Origin of the sequence: Neobacillus drentensis, assembly GCF_036966985.1 — a bacterium.
GTDB lineage: Bacteria > Bacillota > Bacilli > Bacillales > Cytobacillaceae > Neobacillus > Neobacillus drentensis_E.
Genome location: NZ_JBALSN010000363.1, coordinates 11,430 through 27,785 on the forward strand (window position 1 = coordinate 11,430; position 16,356 = coordinate 27,785).

Genomic DNA, 16,356 nt, shown 5'->3' on the forward strand with positions numbered 1-16,356 from the left:
ACACCACATCGGTTACTTTCATGTCAAAAGCAGCGATTGAACTTGGGGTTCCCGAAAAGCTAGGACTAAAAAAACAAATCAAACCTGTACAGGGAATCCGCCAGCTATCAAAAAAGGATATGAAGCTCAATGCTGAGATGCCGTCCATTGAAGTTGATCCACAAACTTATGAGGTTATCGTGGATGGCAAACTAATGACCTGTGAACCAGCAGAGGTATTGCCGATGGCACAGCGCTATTTCTTATTTTAGGAGTGAGAGAATGATTATTGAAAAAGTCATTGGCAATGTGGAAGAAATCTCAACTACTGGACGTCACATAGAAAGAGTATATCTAGCTAGTGATGACTTAGTGAAGCGAATTCAACGAGTGACAACAGACCACGGAAACGAGGTTGGGATCCGCTTAAAGGAACCAAAAGACTTGATTGATGGCGATATTTTATTCATGGATGACAGAAATATGATTGTCATCAGTGTCACCAGCGACGACTTGATCGTGATTCAGCCGACAAGTTTAAAGCAAATGGGGGAAATTGCTCATCAGTTGGGCAATCGCCACTTACCAGCGCAATTTGAAGGTGAGGTTATGCTCGTCCAATATGATTATCTCGTTCAGGAACTGCTCGACCAATTAGGTGTTCCATACTCAAGAGAAGAGAGAAAGGTAAAAAGGGCTTTCCGCCATATCGGACACTCGCATGGATAATCAACTTTTGGCTTTACTGCAAATTGGCGATTCGAATTTTCCTTCAGGTGCTTTTTCCCATTCATTTGGATTGGAAACTTACATTCAGGAAGAAACCGTCTATAGTAAGGAAACCTTTTTTGAATGGCTCCGCATTTACTTGGAAAAACAATTGGCCTATACGGATGGACTTGCCTGCCGCATAACCTATGAAACCTTACTAAATAATGATACGGAAGAGCTCTGGATAATCGATCGAAAACTGTTCATACAGAATATCCCCAAAGAAACACGGGAAGCAAATCGACGTATTGGGGAACGATTGATTCGAATGGGGCATGATTTATATTCCATTCCATTATTAAAAGTGTACCTTAGTAAAATTCGTGCCAAGGAGGCGTTTGGCCACCCTGGAATTGCTTTTTCAATCATCTGTCACTACTTAGGTATTGAGAAAAGACAGGGGATCTTGACTTTCCTTTATTCAAGTATGGTGACTCTTATTCAGAATGGTGTGCGAGGAATACCACTTGGGCAGACGGCTGGTCAGCGTATCCTATTAGAACTGCAGCCTTTTTTACTGAAGATAACAGAAGAAATTGAATGTATGGATATTGATGATTTTGGAGTTGTCGCTCCTGGCCTTGAGATTGCACAAATGCGCCACGAAAGACTACATACCCGATTGTTTATGTCCTAAATAACCATGAAAGAAGGGGAAACTATGGAACCAGTACGTATAGGAGTTGGCGGACCAGTTGGAGCAGGGAAGACGCTGCTTGTTGAGCGATTAACCAGGTACCTCCATGAGGAATATAAAATGGCGGTTGTAACCAATGACATCTACACAAAGGAAGATGCACAGTTTTTAATAAAAAACAGTGTGCTCCCGGGGGATCGGATTATTGGTGTAGAGACCGGCGGTTGCCCGCATACAGCAATCCGGGAAGATGCGTCGATGAATTTTGCTGCAATTGATGAGCTAAAGGAGAAACATCCGGACCTCGCGCTTATTTTTGTTGAAAGCGGCGGTGATAACCTAGCAGCCACCTTTAGTCCTGAACTTGTTGACTTTTCCATTTATATTATTGATGTAGCCCAGGGGGAAAAAATTCCCCGTAAAGGCGGACAAGGAATGATTAAATCTGATCTATTTATCATAAATAAGATTGATTTAGCACCGTATGTTGGCGCAAGTCTAGAGGTCATGGAGGCAGATACACAGGCAGCTCGAGGCAAGAAGCCTTATATTTTTACGAACTTAAAAGAGGATGTCGGTGTAAACGAAGTTATTGATTGGCTCAAGTCAAATGCACTGCTGGTTGGGTTAGGGTAGGTGGTAAACTGGACAGGATACTTGAGACTAACAGGTTCCAAGAAAGGGAAGAAAACCATTCTAAAAGATTCCTATTCTGAGGGTGCTTTTAAAATTACTAGACCAGTTTACCTGACAACAAGCGGAGAAGCCTGTTTTTATATAATGAATCCTGGCGGCGGTTATGTGGACGGGGATTCATATAAAATTGATATTTGTTTGGAAGAAGACGCCCATGCCATTATCACGACGCAATCATCTACTAAAATATATAAGACGACAATCAAGCCGGCTATTCAAGAGCAGACGATCCATTTAAAAAGCGGCAGTGGTTTAGAATATCTGCCTGACCCAGTTATCGCTTACCAGTATAGTTGCTATAAACAACGTACTGTAGTTCGAATGGAGAGCGGGTCCTCCCTTATTTGTTCAGAAATATTTACTCCAGGCTGGGCGCCTGATGGCACATTATTTCAATATGGCTTATTGCAATCCAAAATGGAAGTATACCGAGATGAAAGATTAATATTATTTGATCATGTAAAACTTCAACCTGATGGGGATATCAAGGGGATTGGTTTTATGGAGGGGTTTACCCATTTGGGGACCTTGATTGTTATTGATGATCGGGTAAACCAGCTTTTTTTAGAAAAACTCCATAACTATTTCGAATCGGTTTCTGAAGCACGAATTGGTCTCACGATGATCGCAGTGCCAGGGTTTGCCCTCAGGGTTCTTGCAAATACAACGCAGGAGATAGAAAAAATCCTCTCTTTTTGTCATGAATGCATTCGTAATAATTTGATGAAAAAAGATGCCGTGTTTCTAAGAAAATATTAAAATTTGTTTCGGGCTCGCCAGTCGGTGAGTTTTTTTTATCATTATGGTCAATAATTGTTAGTGGACGTTAACATGAATTATACTAGATATATCTTTAATACTAAGCTCTTCGGAGGAGGTACATATGGAAAAACTTTTTGTCGATAAAACGATTGAAATCAATGCTCCAGCGTCAAACGTCTGGGATGTGATTACGGTTGAGGAATACAATAACCATTGGGCGACGGAATTCTCAAGCGGCGGACCACAGTTTCATCTCGACTCTACATGGGAATTAGGTAGTCCTGTCCTTTGGAAAGGGGAAGATGGGACCGTTATCGTCGAAGGTAATGTGACGGCTCTTGAGCAAAATAAACTCCTCCGCTTTACCGTATTTGATGTGCGCAGTGAGGAAAAGGCACTTGTTACCGATGAAGACGGGATCACCTTCCATTTATCTGAGGAAAATGGAAAGACCAACTTACATATTTTACAAGGAGATTTTTCAGTGATGCCGGAAGGAAAAAAATACCGTGATTTAAGTGCGGATATTTGGGACAAAGTGTTGCCAAGTATCAAAAAGATGGCGGAATCAAACTAACTATTAAATTAAAATTTTTTTCAGGCTAGGTAATTTTAAACCTGGCTTATTTTATTGTGATAAAATTTTTATTAAAAAGGAGATTATGCTGAATGAATATTATTGACTTACATTGTGATGCTCTTATGAAACTCCAAGAAGCGAATGGTACGTTACGATTTGCTGACGCACCGGAATTACAAACTAATAAAATACGATTACAGCAAGGTCAAATTAAGGTGCAGTGCTTTGCCATTTTTATTGAACCGGATATTAAGGGAGATCAGAAGTTTCAGGTTGTCCTCGAGCAAATCGATTACTTTTATAAGGAAGTACTTGGGAAAAATCCGGACATGGTCCATATCAAAGAATGGTCTGATTTTGACCGCTTAAAAATTGGCCAAATTGGCGCGATGTTAACACTTGAAGGTGTGGATCCAATTGGCAATGATTTAGCGAAACTACATATTCTTTACCAACTTGGGGTTCGATCTGTTGGTTTAACATGGAATCAAGCAAATCTCGCTGCAGATGGTGCTGGGGAACCGCGCGGTGCGGGGCTGACATTGTTCGGAAAAGAGATTGTCGAGTTTAATAATGAGCATCAAATCCTGACCGATGTTTCCCATTTGAGTGACAAGGGGATTTGGGAGGTCATTGAATTAGCCAAATATCCGATTGCAAGCCACTCGAATGCACGAGCACTTTGCAACCATTTGCGCAATTTAACAGATGAACAGGCGCAGGCGATGTTTGCAAAAGGTGGCCTCATTCATGTGGTCTACCATCCACCTTTTGTAAAAGAATCGGGCGAGGTAACTATTTCAGACCTTGTGAAACATATTGATCACTTTTGCTCATTGGGCGGCGTCAAACAAATCGGATTCGGCTCGGATTTTGATGGGATCACAACTTTTATTACTAATTTAGAGGATGCCTCTAAGAGCCAAAATCTTATTAATGAACTTTTAAAATATTACAGTGAAGAAGTTGTCCGAGGTTTTGCCTATCAAAACTTTCTTGACCATCGGCCAGGGATTTTTCGATGAAGGTTAGAGAAAAAGGGATCATCGTCGGTAACCTGCCCACTGGAAGAAAAAACTGTATAACGGATGTAGCGGATGTGATGGTGGGACATGTCACACTGGACTACCCGCTGGATGAGTCAAGAGAGACGTATGCTTGTACTGGAGTAACATCAATCCTGCCTCATAAAGGCAATTTATTTAAAGAAAAAGTAACCGCGGCCAGTTATGTTATTAACGGATTTGGAAAAACAACTGGTCTTGTGCAGTTAAATGAATTAGGTGTGCTTGAATCTCCCATTCTGTTAACAAATACTTTCGCGGTCCCACCAGTCACACAGGGAGTGCTGCAATTCATGCTCGAAGAGAATCATGAAATTGGCGAAACGACTGGAACGATTAATATAGTCGTTGGGGAATGCAATGATAGCTATCTGAATTCAATCCGTCTATTTCCTGTTAAACCAGAGCATGCCATTGAAGCCATCAAGAATGCATCGGAAGAACAGGCAATCGAAGGGGCGGTTGGAGCAGGAAAAGGCATGGTTTGCTTTGGTTATAAAGGCGGAATTGGTTCATCCTCCCGTATCGTTGAAGAGTATACGGTCGGATGTTTAGTTCTTAGCAATTTTGGAAAAAAGGAAGAATTACGAGCGTTTCGTTATTCACAGGCGAGAGGCTTGTCTGAGACATCCGATGGTTCGATTATCATTGTTTTGGCAACAGATGCTCCTTTAAGTGACCGTCAATTGCAGCGTTTAGCGAAACGGTGCGGGATTGGACTGGGCCGAACCGGCAGTCATTTTAGTCATGGCAGTGGTGATATTGTTATTGCTTTTTCCACTGCGCACAAAATAGCTCACTTTTCGGATGCGAAGATTGAAACTCGCAGCCAGTTTCGCGAGGACCATCCAATCATGAATCAGCTTTTTACGGCCGCGGCAGAAGCAGCAGAAGAAGCCATCCTTAATTCATTATCACAAGCGAAAACAACAAAGGGAAGATCCGGAAGGGTTGTCCATCAAATTGAATTTCATAAAGAGGAGTAATCAAATTGTATCTTACTATAAAAGAGACGGCAGAATATTTATCAGTGCCTGAGGCAACCGTTAAAAGCCTTATTCAGCAAAAGAAAATCCGCGCCCTATTTGATGGGGAAGCATACCTGATCTACAAAGAACAATTCAACACCCACCTAAAACAAATGGAAAAATACAAACAACTAATCGAAGAAATCCTAAACGAACCCATCCCAGAAAGCATCGACGTGAAGGACGAAGACTAGTGCCTGACACCATTCGTGGACAAAACTATGAACTTGTCTATATGGGGTGGACGCTTGGATCATATGGTGCCTGATACTAATTGGAGGTGAAGTATGGATAATATTTTTATGAAAAGGGTCTATGAGCCTTTTGAGGAAGTGGATGGATTTAGGATTTTGATTGACCGACTCTGGCCGAGGGGGATTTCTAAGGATGCGGCTAAGCTGTCGTATTGGTTTAAAGATTTAGCTCCGAGCAATGAGTTACGGAAATGGTTTTGTCATAAGCCTGAGCTTTTTGAAGAATTCCGGAGCAGATACCTTGAGGAACTTCGTTCAGATGAACAAAAGCGGGAATATATCCGGCAAATCTTTGAAATGGCAGCATCGGGCCCTGTCACGCTCCTATATGGAGCAAAGGACCCGGTCCATAATCACGCTCGGGTATTGAAGGAGGAACTTGGAAGATTATTTGAGGTAGATAGTTGAAATAAGGAAAGCCATCGAGCCTATGATGCCCGTTGAAGCTGGAAAATTGGTTCAAAGGTAACCATAGGACTGGTATGATGCCTGTTGAAGCTGGAAAATTGGATCAACGGTAACCCATAGACCTGGTATGATGCCCGTGAAGGTTAAAAAAACGGGTCAACGGTAACCATATGACAGAATGATGCCCGAGAAGGCCAAAAAATTGATTGAACGGTAACCTTAGGACTCGTATGATGCCCAAGAAGGCTTAAAAAACATCCCAACGGTAACCATAGCCTGGAGATTATCCTTCAACCCAAATTAACCTTAATGGGCATCATCCCACACCATCAATCCCTCCGAAAATGCCCCATTACTTCCATTGTTTGCATGATATTGACAAACGCCTTCGCATCCACCTGTCTGATCGTATGTTTAGTCTCATTTAATTCGTATTTGGTAATCACCGTGGTTAACACCTTTTTGGGCTTATGAGTGTAAGCCCCTTCTGCATCTGTTACTGTCACGCCGCGAGCATGCAAATGAATTAGTGCATCCGTCAGCTCTTCATATTTATCCGTAACAATCGTTAACGTTAATTTGTTTTGATTGGTGTAAACCATATCAACGGCCCGGCCCGACACATAAATGGCGATAATCGTATACAGTGTGATACCCCATCCAAAAATCAATCCGGAAATCCCCACGACCAAAAGGTTCATGCAAATATTTAAAAAGCCCACCTGCAAGTTCTTTTTTTTCGCAAGAGTAAGACTAACAATATCCGTTCCCCCCGTAGAACCTCCAATCCGAATGATCAGTCCAACGGCTATTCCATAAAGTGCCCCCCCAATGATGCAAGAAAGAAGAATATCATCGCTAATAGGATGAATCGGAATAAATTTCATACTCATTGATAACACAAAGACAGCAAACCCTGTCAGCAAAATAAATTTTTTTCCTAAATATTTTAATCCTAAGAAAAATAGCGGAATATTGATCAGCAATATAATCCATCCAGTATTTATTTTTAAAAAATGGTGAATAAAAAAAGCGATGCCTGTCACACCACCTGAGGTCAGTTGATGAGGAATAAGAAACGTGTTAAAGGCAAATCCAAAAAGAATCGAGCAAAGTCCAATGACAATCAATTGAAAAATTAATCGTACCAACTTAGAACACCTCTATCTTAGTATGGTGCATTATTGGTTTTATATTGTCCTAACCATTAAAGTTTATTTCAAAAACAAAAACGCCATCCATCGAGGGCGTTTTAAAAGTCTTCAACATTAAATTAAATAACGTATAGGAACACGGTTAAAAAGTGTGCCAGACTTCCTAGCAAAATGAAAATATGAAAAATTTCATGGAAGCCCATGTATTTTGATTGCAAGAATTTAGGTTTAGCACCGTAGATAACCCCGCCAATGGTATAAAAAATTCCCCCGAGGATAAGCAAAAATAATCCATTAGGGTTTAAGCTTCCAGTAAGCGGTGAGAATACAAACACAATCATCCAGCCCATCGCTAAATACAAAGCGGTAGAAATCCAGCGCGGGCAATTAAACCAGACCATTTTAAAAACAACCCCGCTTATTGCAATACCCGCAATAATGGAAAATAGAATCGCCCCTATTTTTCCGTTCAAGCTAATAAAACAAAAAGGAGTATACGTACCAGCAATTAAAATGAAAATCATCGAATGATCGAGCCGGCGTAAAAAGGCAATGACTTTATCGCGGGCAATTACCATGTGATAAGTGGCTGATGCTGAGTAAAGCAGAATCATACTAACGCCGAAAATAATGACCGCAGTAATGGCAGTCGGTGAACTGGTTGTCGCAGCAGCTTTAATAACCATCGCAAGGAGCCCGGCAAAGGCTAATATTGCACCCGCTAAATGAGTCAGTCCATTAATAGGTTCGCGAATGTAATTGTTCATTTGTAATGCCTCCTATTACAACATGTAGTTTTAATAACTACTTATAATAATACTTACATACTCACATCTAGTCAATGTAAATTTGTTTAGGTATAATAAAAAATATAAAGCAAATGAACGGGGTTTTTAAATTGAAAAATATCAATCAAATTATTGAACAGCTTGGCCTAGAAGCAAGTTTAACCTTAGAGGAAATACCACAGATCGATTTATATATGGACCAGGTGATCCAATTATTTGAAAATAAATTCACTGAAACGAAGCGGAACGAGGACGACAAGGTCCTTACCAAAACGATGATCAACAATTACGCGAAAGGAAAACTCATTTTTCCAATCCATAATAAGAGATATTCAAAGGAGCATCTCATCCTGATGAGTCTGATATACCAACTAAAAGGGGCACTTTCGATCAATGATATTAAAGCTACCCTTGCTGGGATCAATCAAAAAATTATCAATGAAGAAATTGAACTTGAATCTTTTTATACCAGTTATCTGAATTTAACCCGCCAAAATGTTGAAGATTTTAAAGGAGACATTGAGGAAAGGGTAATGGAGGTTAAAAAAGAAATAATCGAGGTTGATCAAGGAAATTCGCAGGATCTTGAGCAGGTATTAATGATCTCTTCACTCGTTCATATGAGTAATTTATATCGCAAGGTAGCCGAAAAACTGGTCGATGAAATGACTATTGAAAAAGGAGAAAAGCGTCACAAATAGTTGTGGACGCTTTTTGTATTTTCAATTGTTACATCTTCGATTCCTGATCCGACATTGATCACTTTAGGTGCAGAATTTCGGCTCGTCACATTACATATTTGTATAGAATCGGCGCGATTTTTTCCGCCGAATACTTTAATATCGCTTCCCGCTTTTTTAAAATCCTTGACCGATATATTCTTTAATATTACGTTTCTGGCCCGATACTGAACAGCAATAGCTGGATGGCCTTTGTAGTCATAATTGGGATCACCAATCAAAGTAAAATGGTTGATTACGATATTTTTATAAGCTGAGACCACCATTCCGCGTGGCGTTGAGTCTTTATATAACTCAGTAAAAGTGGGCGTAATCGCTACAAGGTTGGTCGCGCAAATATTGTAGGCCGTTTTTGATTCAGCATCGGTACTTTTGTGGTGTCCAATATGGCGGAAATTAAATGAGCGGTTATCATTGACGGAAATATGCCCAATAATATGGACATTTGAAGCCGCTGAGGAATTTTCGTGCGCTTTAATTTCTACCCCGCCAAAGCAACTAGACGAAGAATTATTAACTAGCACCACATTCCTCGAACCATCATCGACCTCAAACCCATTAGAATTAGAAAATCCCTTTTTGTGGGCCCGGCCACTCGGATCACACATGTGGCAGCGTGAGATGAAGATATAATCACTGTGATGAGTGGTTATACCATCGTCGCCAAAGCCATAGCCGTTTAAGTTATCGAGCCAGACATACTTGCTTCCGCCGCGGGCGCGAAAACCGTCGCCAGCATAACTGTACAAAGTCGATGAAATATCAAAGCAATGCAGGCCTGGATTCATCGCTTCAACGTCCTTAACCCAACCATAGGTAACATTTGCATACGTTAAACAGCTTGAGTGGTTCCCCCAAGTACTTGTTTTAGCCACATCGCCAAGCCTTTCCACATTCCAGTCCAAACTTAGTGCCCCGACGAAAAGATGGTTGTTACCCTTCCAATGATTTGCGTTTGTGATTAGCCGAGTGCCTTTTTTTGCTGAATCATGAAGCTTAATGGTCGTCACGCCTTTTCCTGCCCCGACAAGCATAGTATAGGAGGGAAGTTGGATTCCCTTTGTGATAAAGACGCCAGCCGGTACCATTACCTTTACTTTTCCGTTACCAATCGCTTTTTTAAATGCAAGGGTGTTATCCGTTTTACCATCCCCGATTGCCCCAAAATCAACAACATTGACCTCTTGAATCACATTATTTTTTAAATTAGTGAACTCATTGTCCAACAGATCTTTCCAATCTGGTACAACGTCTCCAGCCTTATCTATTTTAACCCTTCCACGAGAATCGGTAGTTGTATAGGTGGATAAAAGGCGAAAAAAGAATGCTGCCATTTTTTGCGAAAGAGTTCCTGTAGAATGATTTCCATCCTTTCCACGATGAGAGGTTTTACTCACTAGGATTTTATTAAAAAGTTGTTCGGTTTCTTGGATAGCCTTTGTTAAATCAAATTGGTTGGTAATTTCGGCAAGGATTGCGGAGTTCCTTCTTGGATCATGGTTTTTCTCTAAATAAAGCAATCATTTCACACCCCAAAAGGACATATCTATTAAAATTATTATTACATTATGCGGAGATTAATAAAATTTTCATTTTTACAAACCATGAGCGAATCTGCCCACCAGTTAAAGTTTAACTTAAGAAGACTTTGGATGGAGCATGCGATTTGGACAAGTCGTTATATTGTTAGCGCAGAAGCAAATCTTGCTGAAAAGCAAATGGTCCTTGCAAGACTTTTGAGAAATCAGGACGAAATTGGGACACCAAACTTCGAAGTCTGTATTTAGTAATCTACGGTATATTATATAGATTGTAAATATTAGTACTTATACTAACAATGCAGACTACTTCAATAAGGCATAAAAAAATAGCCCACGACATCAAAGATAATATCCCCCTTTAAATTATAATTACATACAGAACCCAAAAATTTCATCTACACCCTAATTTTAAACATCCATTTTCATTATCTACTACAGTATGCTTTCATTATTTTGAAGCAAACTATACAAAACACTGTGATTTAATTAATGTTTAAGATGAAAAAGGGATGGTGTAAGATGACAAAGCAGCTTCCACCTGGCCAATTCGAAACAGAAAAATGGCCAATACTGCACAAAGGGGATGTTCCCGAGTTTAATGAAATCACATGGAATTTCAGACTTTTTGGTGAAGTGAAGGAAGAAAAGTCCTTAAACTATAAGGAAATCATGGAGCTTCCAAAGACCATATCAAGCGTTAACATGCATTGTGTTACCACCTGGTCTAAATTTGATACAACTTTTGAAGGAATTGCACTTAGAGAGTTATTGAAATTTGTTGAAATTAATGAAGGTGTAAAATACATTAAAATTTACGGTTACTACAATGGGGACAGATTTGGTTATTCTGCAAACCTGCCGCTAGAGCCTTTATTAGGGGACGATTCTTTATTTGTATACCGTTGGAAGGATATAAATCATGATTGGCAAGATATTGATCAAAAACATGGTTATCCACTAAGGTTTATTCCACCAGAAGTATTTTATCTATGGAAAGGCTCAAAGTGGGTTTCAGGGATTGAGTTTATGAAAGAAGACGAGGCTGGTTTTTGGGAAGAGCTTGGCTATTCGATGACAGCAAATCCATTTAAAGAGGAGCGGTACCGTTAACAAAGGCAATGAAACAAAAAGGAGGGTAAGAAGTACTTAAACTTTTGATACTTTGCCTCCAATAAAAAGGCAAGGCCATTTTTTTGTAACGGTGCAGGTTAATGGAAGAACGACAAAAACGAAAACAGAAAGAAAAACCGTAGTATTTTTCTCATTGAGGATCTCTTTATATTGTTAGTAAAGACTAATTGTTAATTCAAAGTCAACAGTGGACAGAAATTGAAAGAAACAACTCATTTTGTTCACAAACGGGTGCAATAATGTAAAATGAGCGATACTTAGAGGATCGCTTTTTTTTATTCGCTACGGTACAGTTCAATAAATTAAATGGGATAAAAGATACACAAGTTATTCGAAAAAAGGTTAAGTAAGGAAGATTTGGCAAATCATAAGTAGAAGGAGGATTTGAAATGAAATTTACTATTCGTATTTTCTTCAGGGAAAACTTTAATAATTCAATATTTGAAAGAGAGCTAAAAAAATCCTTAGAGGAAATTAGTGTATCTGTTACAAGTATTAATTTTAATCAATTTGAAGAAAAATACATACATAATAAAAGGAATATTATTGAGATAAATGTTGAAGTTAAAGGGGACTATATTGATTACAGAACCGTTTTTGGTTGTGTATTTTTAGTATTAGATGAACTTTCTTTAAATTTATCTGGATTAGATATAAATGAATAATAGGCCGCATTTCAGACTGAAGTGTTGACCATTTTGTCAATGCTGCAAAGTTCATAGCTGAAAATTATCGAAAATCAGGCTGCTAAATTTGGTGGCTTTTCTAAAGTGCCTAAAAATCCGAACATAGAGCAGATTTATGAGAATTTTTCCTCTATTAAAAAGGATTTGCGTAAAATTGAGTATTTCCATACAGATCGAGGAAGTGAGTTCAAAAACAAGATTATTGATGAGGCTCTAGAAACTTTCGAAATCAAGCGATCGTTGAACCTGAAAGGCTGCCCATATGACAATGCGGTGGCAGAGGCAACATTTGAGATCATTAAAACTGAGTTTGTAAGAGGAAAACAATTTACTAGTTTAGAAGAATTAACAAGGGAACTTAGAGACTATGTTCATAGGTTTTTATTGGATATCTCTGTTTATTAATATTTAGAAATGAAATGCCATCACAGTACTTTTCATCACATTTTTTATGTTAAGCAGGACATTCTAAGGTTACGTTGGTGTAATGTTAAATTTTATTTCCACAATAAAAAACTAATTAAGTTTTTAATGAATAATGATTAGTGTGATTGCCTTTTTTACAATTAACATAATCACACTATACGAAACTTGGTAAGGAGCTTGAATTAGGTGGCTAACTCAAAAGAAGTACTACTGTGGAGTATTGCTCTTCCTGGCTTTGGTCAATTTTTAAATGGCAAACTAATAAAAGGTATTGTTTTTGTATTTTTAGAATTCCTTATAAATGTAAATGCAAATTTTAATGTTGTTATAATTTCTAGTTTTCATGGAGAAATCGAAAAAGCCATTGCTCAAACTGATTACTTATGGCTAATGTTTTACCCTTGTTTATACTTTTTTGCTATGTGGGATGCTTTTAAAGATGCTGGTGGAGGAAATAGAAAATATTCTTATTTACCATTCGTTTTTTGTGCTTTCTTTGTAACAGTGGGGTGTATATATTCATCAACTTTCAAGATATTCGGATTTTTATTTGGCCCAATATGGTTACCAATTTTGTGCGTGATACCAGGAATTTGGATAGGCCTTTTACTAATGAAAATCATTAAAAAAGCTATTGAGAAACCTGAGAGCCAGTGAATTTAATTAGTATTCTTTTAACAGAAACTCTAATTAAATTATATTAATTACAATAATTAATAAAGTTTGAGATTTAGACTAAATGAATTAATTAGAAATATCCCCTGAATAATTACCAATATTTTTGTCATTCTAATAAGAGAAAATAAATAATGAAGGAGTCTTTTGTATGAACGTAAATGAGTTCGGCTTTCTTTGGTATCTACAATCAAGTTCGAATATGGTTAATATTTTTTTAAAAAATCTTATTGACACTGCTGAGGATAAAGATTTAAGAAGTGTTCTAGATGAAATCAATTCATTATCTACATTTCAAGAAAAAGAGGCTACAAAGATATTAAATGACAGCGGTTATAATGAAACGCCATTTTTCAGTGAAGTTGATTTATATAACTCCTCAGTAAAGCTTTTTACCGATCAATTAATCATTGAAATTCTAAAGCATATTACCGGAAATGGGATGCGGGTCCTCGCTTCTCAATATTCAGAACTAGCGGATATCAATGTAAAGAAATTCTTTAGTGAAGTCCTCAATAAGATTATTCAAATTGATGAATCTCTTTTAGGTTTATTAAAAGAAAAGAACTTGTTACAAAACAGTCCATTTTTATACATGAAAGCACATGAAAGAGAGAGTAAACTGTTTAAGGTTGTATCTACACAATTGAGACCACTTAATGCGGTAGAATTGGGACATATGTCCAGTTCACTTCAATGCAATAATGTTGGTGTTGCTCTATGCACTGCTTTTGCTGATGTTGTAAAAGATGAAGAGTCAAAGCAATTATTTAATGATGGCAAGAAATTAGCATTTCATCAAGCTGCTACTTTATCGGATATTTTCAGGGAAAACGGAGTTAGTACTACAACTGGACTAGAGAGCTTCGTTCATAGGGTCCATGAATCTCCATTTTCAGATAAGTTAATGACGAACCTAATAATGTTTTTAAATCCTGTTGGAATAATAAATTTACAAAACGCTGCTGTATCTAGTTATAAGAAGAATCATGTCAAAATACTAAGTGAATTAATAGAACAGGTCCAAAGTTTTTCAGAAAAGGGGTTTAAACTATTGGTTAAAAAAGGTTGGTTTAATGAACCACCAGTAACTAGTAGGTCAATTAAATAATTATAAACTGAATCCAATAGTGTAAATAATAAAGAAGGAGGAGTTTATGGAAAAATCAACCGATTCTATAGAGCAAAATTTTAAATTCTTCCAAGATAAACTTACACATTATGAGGATATAGAATTTAGAATTTTAAATCCTTGAAATATTAAAGGGAAGCAAATTATTTTTATGTATTATGAAAATATTGTTGACGAAACATTATTATACTAATCCTTGCTTGAAAAAGTTGTCAAAAATTATCCTCACGAAAAGATGATGTCGATATCGCAGTATTAGAAAATGTGTTTCCCACAGCATCAGTTTTTTTAGTTAAAATTGAAGATATATTGTCGTACTTATATGGTTTTTTTATCATCTTATTACCTAAAAAGAATAAGGCAGGAATAATCTATTACTCTAAAAAGACTTTTAGGCAAGTGGGAGAACCACAATCTGAAGTGGTTATAAGGGGGCCAAGAGAGGGATTCGTTGAAGTTATAAGAACGAATGTTGCCATGATTCGCAGTAGACTACCCAGTACCAACATGACTCAGGTACGATTTAACGTTTATTAGAAAATGATCCACTTTCTCTGTTCCCACAAATAATCTCAACCGCAAGGCCTGATAAGCTTACATATGATATCAGAGGGGAGAATCGCAATACTCCTTGACGGGAGCCCTCACGCTTTAATTTTGCTATCTACGTTGAAAATGTTCTTGCAAGCATCTGAGGATTATTATGAGAGGTTTTGGTTAGGGGTTACATTAAGAGCTGTACGGTTCTTTGCACTTTTAATAGCATTATTATTGCCTTGAATCGGCTACACTTAAAGTAGACTAACAGCCAAATCAGGGCATAATCCCACCACACCAAATTCTTCATATAAATTTATCCATCGTCCAAGCTGTGAATGTGTTTTGATACCATGTTTCTTAGCTCAAGACTTAACCCCCATTTTTCCTTCTTTATATTCACTTACTACCATGAGCTTAAATTCTTCGCTATATTTAGCTATAAATAAACACCCCAAAAGTCAGATTTTACTCTAACTTTTGGGGTACAGTACCCTAACTGCCCCTTTTTATTCATGAAATTTAGTTTTAAAAAACCAGTTGTGAAAAGCTTGTGTTAAGTAATCGGTTATCCAAATTGTTATAAAACTCCAATACCAAGTCCATTTTTTATATTTAATTAATTTTGTATATTTCACTGCAATTATTTCAAAGATGACTATTACAGAAGTACTAATAAAGCAATGCAGGGTTTTTAAAAGGTTAGATTTATTTTTTGGATAGTACAAACTAAATAAAGCGCACAGTCCAGGATATATAAAGTATTCAAATGAAAAAGTAGCTTTATTTGCTTTTTTGAAAAATAAGCGATATGGGTAGGAAATTAAGTTTTTTTCTACCACTAGTAATCCAAAAATCCATGTTAGTGCTTGTTTAAATAAAAATACAACTAGTGATTCACGAATTTTATTTTTTGGTGTAAATTTTATTAATAATAATGACACAATTATCCAGGATGAAATTTCGATAGTTTTCTCTGCTTTGTATTTCATTCATTATCCTCCTTTAATNNAATAAATAGTGTTTACTTTTAGAATTAATTAAATCAATTTTTGTTTAAGGTAAAATTATAAACGAAAACGGAAGCGTTGATTAGTGGATAGAATGAGGGCCAAGGTATTTGGTCCTTTTTGTGTCCATAAGCGGGCAGAGAGTTTCTGAATATTTTGTGAACAGAAAGAATGTAGATTGGGTTATAAAACGGAATGGTTTAGGATAATAGTAGGATTATTTTTTAAATAGAAGGGAGGAATATCAACCATGAAAAATCAAAAGTTCATAAGTGCACTTGTCTTCTTTATTACCATTTTTTCAATCGTTGCCACAACATACGCACTCTTCTCTAGTCAAGGACCTGGTCAGTACGA

At 37.5% G+C, this 16,356-nt stretch carries 21 protein-coding genes and 2 pseudogenes; 19 read left to right on the forward strand and 4 right to left on the reverse strand.

The annotated features are described in order from the left end of the window. The 10 genes and pseudogenes from ureC to V7659_RS21915 form a co-directional block, all read left to right on the forward strand. A pseudogene (ureC, locus tag V7659_RS21870) lies at positions 1-251 on the forward strand (urease subunit alpha); the annotation flags it as partial. Positions 252-261: 10 nt separating this feature from the next. After that, positions 262-708, forward strand: a complete 447-nt coding sequence (ureE, locus tag V7659_RS21875; protein ID WP_144554256.1) for an urease accessory protein UreE — start codon at positions 262-264, stop codon at positions 706-708. After that, complete coding sequence (locus V7659_RS21880) at positions 701-1,387, forward strand: urease accessory protein UreF (protein ID WP_335542235.1); 687 nt, start codon at positions 701-703, stop codon at positions 1,385-1,387. The genes ureE and V7659_RS21880 overlap by 8 nt, the downstream gene beginning before the upstream one ends. Before the next feature lie 24 nt (positions 1,388-1,411). Continuing rightward, positions 1,412-2,023: an urease accessory protein UreG gene (gene ureG / locus V7659_RS21885; RefSeq protein WP_335542237.1), complete on the forward strand. Its 612-nt coding sequence runs from the start codon at positions 1,412-1,414 to the stop codon at positions 2,021-2,023. Beyond that, complete coding sequence (locus V7659_RS21890) at positions 2,024-2,842, forward strand: urease accessory protein UreD (protein ID WP_335542239.1); 819 nt, start codon at positions 2,024-2,026, stop codon at positions 2,840-2,842. It abuts the gene before it with no gap. 124 nt (positions 2,843-2,966) lie between these two features. After that, positions 2,967-3,422, forward strand: coding sequence for an SRPBCC family protein (locus tag V7659_RS21895; RefSeq protein WP_335542241.1), 456 nt, complete (start codon positions 2,967-2,969; stop codon positions 3,420-3,422). Between the two features lie 92 nt (positions 3,423-3,514). Next, a complete protein-coding gene (locus V7659_RS21900) occupies positions 3,515-4,450 on the forward strand; it encodes a dipeptidase (protein ID WP_335542243.1) in 936 nt (311 codons plus the stop codon). After that, positions 4,447-5,475: a DmpA family aminopeptidase gene (locus tag V7659_RS21905; protein ID WP_335542245.1), complete on the forward strand. Its 1,029-nt coding sequence runs from the start codon at positions 4,447-4,449 to the stop codon at positions 5,473-5,475. The genes V7659_RS21900 and V7659_RS21905 overlap by 4 nt, the downstream gene beginning before the upstream one ends. 5 nt (positions 5,476-5,480) lie before the next feature. Continuing rightward, the gene (locus V7659_RS21910; RefSeq protein ID WP_144554244.1) at positions 5,481-5,711 is read left to right on the forward strand and encodes an excisionase family DNA-binding protein; all 231 of its coding nucleotides are present in this window, start codon (positions 5,481-5,483) and stop codon (positions 5,709-5,711) included. 93 nt (positions 5,712-5,804) lie between these two features. Then, complete coding sequence (locus V7659_RS21915) at positions 5,805-6,179, forward strand: DUF488 domain-containing protein (protein ID WP_335542247.1); 375 nt, start codon at positions 5,805-5,807, stop codon at positions 6,177-6,179. A 329-nt stretch (positions 6,180-6,508) separates the two neighbouring features. On the opposite strand, the gene V7659_RS21920 is transcribed toward V7659_RS21915, so the two are convergent. Both V7659_RS21920 and trhA read right to left on the reverse strand, forming a co-directional pair. Next, positions 6,509-7,330, reverse strand: a complete 822-nt coding sequence (locus V7659_RS21920) for a YitT family protein (RefSeq protein ID WP_335542249.1) — start codon at positions 7,328-7,330, stop codon at positions 6,509-6,511. 122 nt (positions 7,331-7,452) lie between these two features. Continuing rightward, on the reverse strand, positions 7,453-8,100 hold the full coding sequence (trhA, locus tag V7659_RS21925) for a PAQR family membrane homeostasis protein TrhA (RefSeq protein WP_335542251.1): 648 nt from the start codon (positions 8,098-8,100) through the stop codon (positions 7,453-7,455). Between the two features lie 131 nt (positions 8,101-8,231). Here trhA and V7659_RS21930 point away from each other — a divergent pair, with 131 nt between their 5' ends. Further along, the gene (locus V7659_RS21930; protein WP_335542253.1) at positions 8,232-8,822 is read left to right on the forward strand and encodes a DUF1836 domain-containing protein; all 591 of its coding nucleotides are present in this window, start codon (positions 8,232-8,234) and stop codon (positions 8,820-8,822) included. On the opposite strand, the gene V7659_RS21935 is transcribed toward V7659_RS21930, so the two are convergent. Beyond that, positions 8,813-10,381, reverse strand: a complete 1,569-nt coding sequence (locus V7659_RS21935; protein WP_335542255.1) for a glycosyl hydrolase family 28-related protein — start codon at positions 10,379-10,381, stop codon at positions 8,813-8,815. The genes V7659_RS21930 and V7659_RS21935 overlap by 10 nt on opposite strands. Positions 10,382-10,513: 132 nt before the next feature. Here V7659_RS21935 and V7659_RS21940 point away from each other — a divergent pair, with 132 nt between their 5' ends. The 8 genes and pseudogenes from V7659_RS21940 to V7659_RS32175 all read left to right on the forward strand — a co-directional run bounded on the left by V7659_RS21940 (position 10,514) and on the right by V7659_RS32175 (position 15,232). After that, entirely contained in the window at positions 10,514-10,648 is a 135-nt protein-coding gene (locus V7659_RS21940; RefSeq protein WP_335542257.1) for a hypothetical protein, read from the forward strand. Positions 10,649-10,921: 273 nt separating this feature from the next. Beyond that, entirely contained in the window at positions 10,922-11,512 is a 591-nt protein-coding gene (locus V7659_RS21945; protein ID WP_335542259.1) for a molybdopterin-dependent oxidoreductase, read from the forward strand. A gap of 410 nt (positions 11,513-11,922) precedes the next feature. After that, positions 11,923-12,198 (forward strand): hypothetical protein, encoded by a 276-nt coding sequence (locus tag V7659_RS21950; RefSeq protein ID WP_098935020.1) that lies wholly within the window; start codon positions 11,923-11,925, stop codon positions 12,196-12,198. 174 nt (positions 12,199-12,372) lie between these two features. Then, positions 12,373-12,600, forward strand: a pseudogene (locus V7659_RS21955) (IS3 family transposase); the annotation flags it as partial. A 231-nt stretch (positions 12,601-12,831) separates the two neighbouring features. Further along, positions 12,832-13,302, forward strand: coding sequence for a hypothetical protein (locus V7659_RS21960; protein WP_335542260.1), 471 nt, complete (start codon positions 12,832-12,834; stop codon positions 13,300-13,302). 169 nt (positions 13,303-13,471) lie between these two features. Further along, on the forward strand, positions 13,472-14,431 hold the full coding sequence (locus V7659_RS21965) for a DUF3231 family protein (RefSeq protein WP_335542262.1): 960 nt from the start codon (positions 13,472-13,474) through the stop codon (positions 14,429-14,431). Between the two features lie 285 nt (positions 14,432-14,716). After that, entirely contained in the window at positions 14,717-14,989 is a 273-nt protein-coding gene (locus V7659_RS32170) for a spore germination protein (protein ID WP_420491329.1), read from the forward strand. Positions 14,990-15,052: 63 nt separating this feature from the next. Further along, the gene (locus V7659_RS32175; RefSeq protein WP_420491330.1) at positions 15,053-15,232 is read left to right on the forward strand and encodes a spore germination protein; all 180 of its coding nucleotides are present in this window, start codon (positions 15,053-15,055) and stop codon (positions 15,230-15,232) included. A 266-nt stretch (positions 15,233-15,498) separates the two neighbouring features. On the opposite strand, the gene V7659_RS21970 is transcribed toward V7659_RS32175, so the two are convergent. Further along, complete coding sequence (locus V7659_RS21970; RefSeq protein WP_335542264.1) at positions 15,499-15,981, reverse strand: CBO0543 family protein; 483 nt, start codon at positions 15,979-15,981, stop codon at positions 15,499-15,501. Positions 15,982-16,356 lie beyond the last annotated feature (375 nt).

Bases quoted from the DNA above. Each gene is read 5' to 3' on its own strand.
- V7659_RS21950 (WP_098935020.1), top strand. From the start codon at position 11,923: ATGAAATTTACTATTCGTATTTTCTTCAGGGAAAACTTTAATAATTCA.
- ureE (WP_144554256.1), top strand. From the start codon at position 262: ATGATTATTGAAAAAGTCATTGGCAATGTGGAAGAAATCTCAACTACT.
- ureG (WP_335542237.1), top strand. From the start codon at position 1,412: ATGGAACCAGTACGTATAGGAGTTGGCGGACCAGTTGGAGCAGGGAAG.
- V7659_RS21945 (WP_335542259.1), top strand. From the start codon at position 10,922: ATGACAAAGCAGCTTCCACCTGGCCAATTCGAAACAGAAAAATGGCCA.
- V7659_RS21880 (WP_335542235.1), top strand. From the start codon at position 701: ATGGATAATCAACTTTTGGCTTTACTGCAAATTGGCGATTCGAATTTT.
- V7659_RS21895 (WP_335542241.1), top strand. From the start codon at position 2,967: ATGGAAAAACTTTTTGTCGATAAAACGATTGAAATCAATGCTCCAGCG.
- V7659_RS21915 (WP_335542247.1), top strand. From the start codon at position 5,805: ATGGATAATATTTTTATGAAAAGGGTCTATGAGCCTTTTGAGGAAGTG.
- V7659_RS21905 (WP_335542245.1), top strand. From the start codon at position 4,447: ATGAAGGTTAGAGAAAAAGGGATCATCGTCGGTAACCTGCCCACTGGA.
- trhA (WP_335542251.1), bottom strand. From the start codon at position 8,100: ATGAACAATTACATTCGCGAACCTATTAATGGACTGACTCATTTAGCG.
- V7659_RS21965 (WP_335542262.1), top strand. From the start codon at position 13,472: ATGAACGTAAATGAGTTCGGCTTTCTTTGGTATCTACAATCAAGTTCG.
- V7659_RS32175 (WP_420491330.1), top strand. From the start codon at position 15,053: ATGATATCAGAGGGGAGAATCGCAATACTCCTTGACGGGAGCCCTCAC.
- V7659_RS21940 (WP_335542257.1), top strand. From the start codon at position 10,514: ATGGAGCATGCGATTTGGACAAGTCGTTATATTGTTAGCGCAGAAGCA.
- V7659_RS21900 (WP_335542243.1), top strand. From the start codon at position 3,515: ATGAATATTATTGACTTACATTGTGATGCTCTTATGAAACTCCAAGAA.
- V7659_RS21970 (WP_335542264.1), bottom strand. From the start codon at position 15,981: ATGAAATACAAAGCAGAGAAAACTATCGAAATTTCATCCTGGATAATT.